The sequence below is a fragment of the Psychromonas hadalis ATCC BAA-638 genome (genome assembly GCF_000420245.1).
Lineage (GTDB): Bacteria > Pseudomonadota > Gammaproteobacteria > Enterobacterales > Psychromonadaceae > Psychromonas > Psychromonas hadalis.
Genome location: NZ_ATUO01000188.1, coordinates 1 through 6,396 on the forward strand (window position 1 = coordinate 1; position 6,396 = coordinate 6,396).

6 protein-coding genes are annotated in these 6,396 nt (G+C 37.9%); 3 read left to right on the forward strand and 3 right to left on the reverse strand.

Annotated features, from left to right (window positions below):
* Positions 1-100: 100 nt before the first annotated feature.
* The gene (locus G322_RS0116670; RefSeq protein ID WP_022942848.1) at positions 101-994 is read right to left on the reverse strand and encodes a DMT family transporter; all 894 of its coding nucleotides are present in this window, start codon (positions 992-994) and stop codon (positions 101-103) included.
* Between the two features lie 132 nt (positions 995-1,126).
* Positions 1,127-2,008 carry a DMT family transporter gene (locus tag G322_RS0116675; RefSeq protein WP_022942849.1) on the reverse strand — a complete coding sequence of 294 codons (882 nt, stop codon included), beginning with the start codon at positions 2,006-2,008 and terminating at the stop codon, positions 1,127-1,129.
* Positions 2,009-2,265: 257 nt separating this feature from the next.
* On the opposite strand from G322_RS0116675, the gene G322_RS0116680 reads away from it, so the two are divergent.
* The 3 genes from G322_RS0116680 (at position 2,266) to csrA (ending at position 4,052) form a co-directional block, all read left to right on the forward strand.
* Positions 2,266-2,859, forward strand: coding sequence for a GyrI-like domain-containing protein (locus G322_RS0116680; protein WP_022942850.1), 594 nt, complete (start codon positions 2,266-2,268; stop codon positions 2,857-2,859).
* Between the two features lie 171 nt (positions 2,860-3,030).
* Positions 3,031-3,585: a DUF6942 family protein gene (locus G322_RS0116685; RefSeq protein WP_022942851.1), complete on the forward strand. Its 555-nt coding sequence runs from the start codon at positions 3,031-3,033 to the stop codon at positions 3,583-3,585.
* A 266-nt stretch (positions 3,586-3,851) separates the two neighbouring features.
* Positions 3,852-4,052, forward strand: a complete 201-nt coding sequence (csrA, locus tag G322_RS0116690) for a carbon storage regulator CsrA (protein ID WP_022942852.1) — start codon at positions 3,852-3,854, stop codon at positions 4,050-4,052.
* A gap of 420 nt (positions 4,053-4,472) precedes the next feature.
* On the opposite strand, the gene fucI is transcribed toward csrA, so the two are convergent.
* The gene (gene fucI / locus G322_RS0116700; protein WP_022942605.1) at positions 4,473-6,221 is read right to left on the reverse strand and encodes an L-fucose isomerase; all 1,749 of its coding nucleotides are present in this window, start codon (positions 6,219-6,221) and stop codon (positions 4,473-4,475) included.
* Between the last annotated feature and the right edge of the window lie 175 nt (positions 6,222-6,396).

A 6,396-nucleotide genomic window follows, 5' to 3' on the forward strand; every position in this document is an offset into this window, starting at 1 on the left:
TTTTTCCTGCGCAAAATTTAGATCATATACTTAATGTAATCGGTATTAGTCATTTAAACCCGTAAAAACGATCAGTTACTTAGGTGGATTGGTATCAAGGCTAAGGTGCAACATGATCTGTTTTGGTGCGGTTGCAATAAGCACTAATAAGTGGTGATAATAATGAGGTCAGGATCATAAAAGCCATTAACGTATATTGATAACTATCAAACGTTTCATTCATTAAAATAAGCCCCATCAAAATACCTGCAACAGGATTACTAATACTGCCAAAGGAAAATTCGACGACCGTCATACGGCTTAATAACCAAACATATAAAGTATATGCGACGACTGTATTTAATAGAATTAACCACAGTAAACCAAGGCCATTTAACAAACTAAAATGCTGCCAAGCTGCGCTATATTGTGCGGGTGATAGTAGTGCTTGCAGGCTCGCGAGAACGGTTAATATTGTACCGCCAATAATTAATTGCCAGCACAATACTGGCCACCAATGCAGTTTATTACCTAAGTTTTTTGTTATGTTACTGCCCACAACAATGCAACTGATAGCACCAACCATTGCGATTAAACCAACAGGGTTTAATGTTATACGGCTTGGGTCAAACAGTAACCAAGCAAGCAATACTAACAACGTACCCGATAACATTTGTATCTTGGTTGGGCTCTTTTTATAAAAAAACCAATAAAAGAACATCGCAAAAACAGGTAGTGAAATCATACCTACGCCTGAAATCGCTGAGGGTAGGGTGTGTGCCATGACAAATAACAGGCTAAAGAACAGAGCAATATTAATGGCGCCTAAACGTATTAATACTGACCAGTGTTTTCTTTCGGGCAAGTTAGGTTTAATCGCAAGCAATAACAAACCTGCCGGCAATGCGCGAATTGCCCCTAATAATAAAGGTGGCCAGCCTTCAAGGCTATATTGTGTCACCGCGTAGGTCGTACCCCATAAAAAAGCTGCCAGCATGGCTAACATGATATTCATACTTACTTTATATCCTGATATTTACAGAGGAAAAATCCAAAATTATATACTCATGATACTTCGATTTTGTGCCTGACAAAGTATCTTAAAGTAACATGGGTGCGCTTTATGTTTGCGATAGCAAACTGACATTTACCCTCTTCGATTCGCAAACAGATTAATTAATGCACCAATCACAATTAATAAGCCACCAGATAACGTCCAGACAGAGGGTACTTCATTGAAAATAATAAGACCAAAGATGATCGAGAAAACGACTTGTATGTACGAAAATGCACTCACTTTTGTGGCGACTTCACTTTGCATCGCTTTGGTAAGTCCAACTTGCCCCACTTGAGTAAAAATACCCACAAACAGTAACAGCATTAACGCCTCACCATTTGGCATGACAAAATCATCACCTAATAAAATGATCGATAATGGCAGTGCAATTAAGGGAAAGTAAAAGATGATCACTGAGCTATCTTCACTTTGACTTAAGCGTTTGACGATCACATAGGCTATCGCGCTGCCTAATGCACCGAGTAAAGCCACAAAAACACTAAACCAAGGCAAAACTATGTTGCTAGAAGTCGATAAGTTTGGCATCACCATCACCACTAACCCCAATAAACTGAGGATAATACAGATCAACGTTGATCGCTGAATTTTCTCTTTGAGAAAGAAAAAAGCCAATACTGCGGTAAATACTGGGTAGGTATATTGCAATAACGTGGCTTCAGCGAGTGGCAGAGTGGTCACTGCATAATAGATACAGATTAATGCTAGCGTGCCTATTATGCCACGCGCCATTAACAGTTTTTTATTGTTTCCCCACAGGGCTATTTTTTTACGTTTGATATCAAGGTAACTAATAACTAAGGAAACGAACGCACGCGCCGCAATAATTTCAAATACGGGGATATTGTGCGTCGCAACTAATTTTACACATGCAGTCATTAATGAAAATGCAAAAGCAGAGAGCAGCATAAAACGCATGCTAGGAGAGAAATAAGATAATAGGTTATTAAACATAAGCAATAATCTGATTAATAGAAAAACAGTGAGTTTATAGTAAGTTAGTCGTTATTTATTTATTTATTTATCTGGGGGTTAATTAAGAAACATTTGCATCGTTTAAATCACTCAGAAACCTGTGTTGCTACTCATTTTCAAGTCCGGTTACTTCGCTTAATTGTTTGTGATACTCCATTGCTGTAAGCTTCTTTGTACTTTTGTGGGTTACGAATGGAACTCACCTTTTAAAAATTTTTATTAAGAGGGGATAAAAAATGAAAATCAAATATTCATTAATCTCTGTGCTTGTTATCACTGTGTTTTTATCTGTCGTTTATTATGTTATGCCAAGGTCACTCGTTACATTTGAGGATATGAAACCAAGGTTGATTGAGTTACCTGAGTTTGAAGTGACTGGGTTTGAAATATATGGCAATTTAGCAAAAGGGGATTACCCCACAGCATGGATTAAAGTAAGTAATGATAAACATCAGATTGAGGCAAATTGTCAAGGAGGTTTTACTTATGGCATTGAATCCTATAAAAAAGAGATTCAGACAAAATGGCATTATCTTGCAGGCTGTGAAATGTTAATACCCTCTAACTTAGCTGAAACAAGAAAGATTAAACTAACCACAAGAGTGATACCTAAAAACCTTTATGTTGTATTTTCCTATCATGGTGAGATTACTATTCCTAAAATAGGATCTTTATATGGTTATATTTTCAATGAATGGCTACCAAAAAATGGTTATCAACGCGGTGGTTTTTATAACTTTGAGCGTTATGATAAACGCTTTTTAGGAGCTAAAGATTCACGTTCTGAATTTGAACTGTTTGTGCCTATTATTAAAATGCCGATGCGATAAAAAATAGTGTGCTTCTCGGCAATGAGAAACTGAAACGTAGTTTTGCAGTTCGAGAATAATGGTTATCAAAGTGAACCGCGCTGATAAAACCGTTTAGTATTGCTTGAATTTAAAGTGGTTATTTATTTGAGAAATAATGAAAAGTCCATAATAATAACATGGAAAAATAATATGATAACAAACCTTAACTTATCCAACCTAGGCTTTGGTTGTAAGCAGTTTTCAATTGCTGTTTATATCGCCAATAAACCTAACATGATTGAATATGAAAGCTGTGTTGCTATGCACTCAATGACCGCCGGAGAAATTGCTCACATCGGTGTTGTCTGTGGCAATGGTTGGCGAAAAGTGTTTAATGTTTACAGTAAGTTATTGTATGCCTTAGATCCAGCCAAGTTTGCATTTACCCACTACGCACCGACTTGGCAGGTTTATCGTGACAATTTTTTATTGCAGCAGGGCAGTGCCACTGCGTTACTTTTTAGCTCGCCTATACTAGAGTCTGAAAATAACTGTATTCATATTATTAGTGGTAAAACCTATGCAAAAGAACTAATCAATGCTGGTCAGTTAAATACCTCGCTGTTATGGTTAGATGAATACTTTGCAATTGATGTGGTTAAACGTCTGCTCGTTTGTCCTTATTTTGATTACCGGCAACTATCTAATCAAAAAATTGAACGTTTAGCAGATCTAATAAAGCAGTTAGCCAATGATGATATGTAATGAATCTAGTTAAATAGAAATGGCTTGTATTACTACTAGCCTATTAAAAAATACATTGTTTTCATTTTATAACATATCATTATTTTTCCTGTTTGGCATAATAGCTACATCTTCAAGGGAGCAGTGAATTGTCGCTTGAATCTAAAGGAAATGACAACATAAACAGAGCGATTAAATAACGAAGTTGAGTTGTCATGTTAATAATAAATATGAATATGTGTGACTCAATAGAACAGTACATTCAATGGATAAGTTAGGAGATAATTATGTTAATTTTAACGCGTAGAATTGGTGAAACACTGATGATTGATGACAATATAACGGTGACAGTTTTGGGAGTAAAAGGTAACCAAGTACGTATTGGTATTAATGCTCCGAAAGAGATTTCTGTTCATCGTGAAGAGATTTATTTGCGAATTCAAGCAGAAAGGAATGCATCGGCTGCACAAGCAAGTCTGCTTAATTGATAAAGAAGTAAAATACCGACCAATCAAGAAAAACGATGCCCATTAAAGCATCGTTTTTTTATGCCTTAAATAATTACCTTAAGAGCAAAAAAAGAGCGGGTAGGTTATAAGCCATCAGGACGTGCTAGATTAAAAAATGGTTGGGGCTGCTTTTCTTTTGGTTTGGTTTTATTTGGCAGTTCAAAGAAGCTTGCGCTTTCAGACTGCAAAACACGTTTTGGTTCTGAAAGCGCTACTCGCCACAAGCAAAACATCCCCCCCAAAAGTGCAATAGCCACTTACGCATTTACGGGTAAAGTTTGGGCTGTCCCCGATTACTCTGATTTTCCTTTAATTCCAAGGCAAGAATAATTACAATAGACATAATGTTTCCTCTAAAATACTTGCTCCAAAAAAACAAGTATTTATTATTGATCAGTCTTATTTATAAATTGGCCCGAAGTTTTGACATGCACGGAAATCTTGACCTTCTATATCTTGACCAAATGCAGACCACGTATGAGGACGGAAAACATCTTTGCTATCAACATTGTGCATAGAGACTGGAATACGGAGCATTGCAGCAAGGGATATTAAATCAGCACCGATGTGACCATGAGAAATAACACAATGGTTTGCTCCCCAGTTTGCCATCACATCATATACATTTTTAAATGAACCTTTGCCCGTTAAACGAGGCACAAACCAAGTTGTAGGCCACGTGGCATTAGTTCGTTCATTTAATATGTTATGAACCTCTTCAGGTAACTCAACAGAATGCCCCTCAGCGATTTGCAGAACAGGACCAAGACCTGCAATAATATTAATACGATGCATCGTAAATGGCATAGCACCTTCAGTTAGGAATTGTGACGAGAAACCACCCCCACGGAAGTATTCTTCGATAGCAGGGCACCAACGAGTCGCATCTAAGCATGCTTTTGTGTCATTCTCTGTTAAGTCCCAGTGTGGCTTAATGACCGGCTTACCTTCGGCATTTTTAACTTTACCTGAACCATCTAAAGCAGCGGAGCCTGAGTTCACTAAGTGAATCAAGCCAGACTCAGGTTTGAAGCCAGTTACACGCTCTACTGCACTTTCAGACCAATAAGTACGTACATCACAAAACACTTGCGCTTCACCAGTTAACAGCTTACCAAACAGCATGTTAACGCCGTTTAAACTATCATTTTCTGTTGCAATACAGAGTGGTTCACGAATGCCGTTCCAATCAAATGATGAGTTAAGAATAGCTTCTGAGAAATCGCCATTAGGCAGATGATCAGTCCAGTGACGCTGACCTTGGAAACCACCAACAATAGCATTATGCCCCTGCGCTTCTTCGTTAAAGCCAAGTTCTGCTAAGCGTGGATTACCTTGCATCAGATCACGCATGATCATGGTCATTTTAACAACCGTTTTCCAATCCTCTGCTTTGCGCTCTTCAGTGAATGGGACTCCGTTATAGTCTTTACCTTCTTTGCAATATTCTTTAACCCAAGACATTGCTAGCTCTAATTCTTCTTTATCGTAAATTTCGCGGTCTAAGCGACGTTTAATCTCAATCATATCGACATATTCATTACGCATGCCCAGATATTTTTGGAAAAATTCAGAATTGACGACAGAGCCTGCAATCCCCATTGATACAGAGCCCATAGACAGGTACGACTTCCCTTTCATCGATGCCACTGCTAAACCTGCACGACAGAATCGTAAAATTTTAGCCTGAACGTCAGAAGGGATACTTGTATCATCAGCTTCTTGCACTTCTTCACCGTAGATAGAAAACGCAGGTAAACCAACTTGTGAGTGAGCAGCCATCGCAGCGGCTAAATAAACAGCACCAGGACGCTCTGTACCGTTGAATCCCCAAATAGCTTTAGGGGTCTGCGTGTCCATATCAATCGTTTCCATGCCATAACACCAACAAGGTGTCACTGTCATTACGACACCAACATTTTCACGCTTAAATTTATCAGCACATGCAGCAGATTCTGAAACACCACCGATACAAGTATCAGCAATAATACATTCCACTTTGTCACCACTTGTGTGACGAATATGAGCTTCAATAAAAGCAGCCGCTGATTTAGCCATATTCATGGTCTGCTCTTCTAGCGACTCACGAACACCCATTTGACGGCCATCAATAGTAGGACGAATACCAATTTTAATAAGATTTGTCATATTTAGATTCTCATTTATAACGTGTTGAGTTAATTACTTGTAATTGAATCGTATGAAATAGAGAGATATGTTTCTCGATAAGTATCTCTCTTAATAGTTTGGTAATTAATTACTCATTATTTACCAAATGGGTTTAGTACTGCTTGCATTTCAGGGCTGTCAATATTCTCTTTAG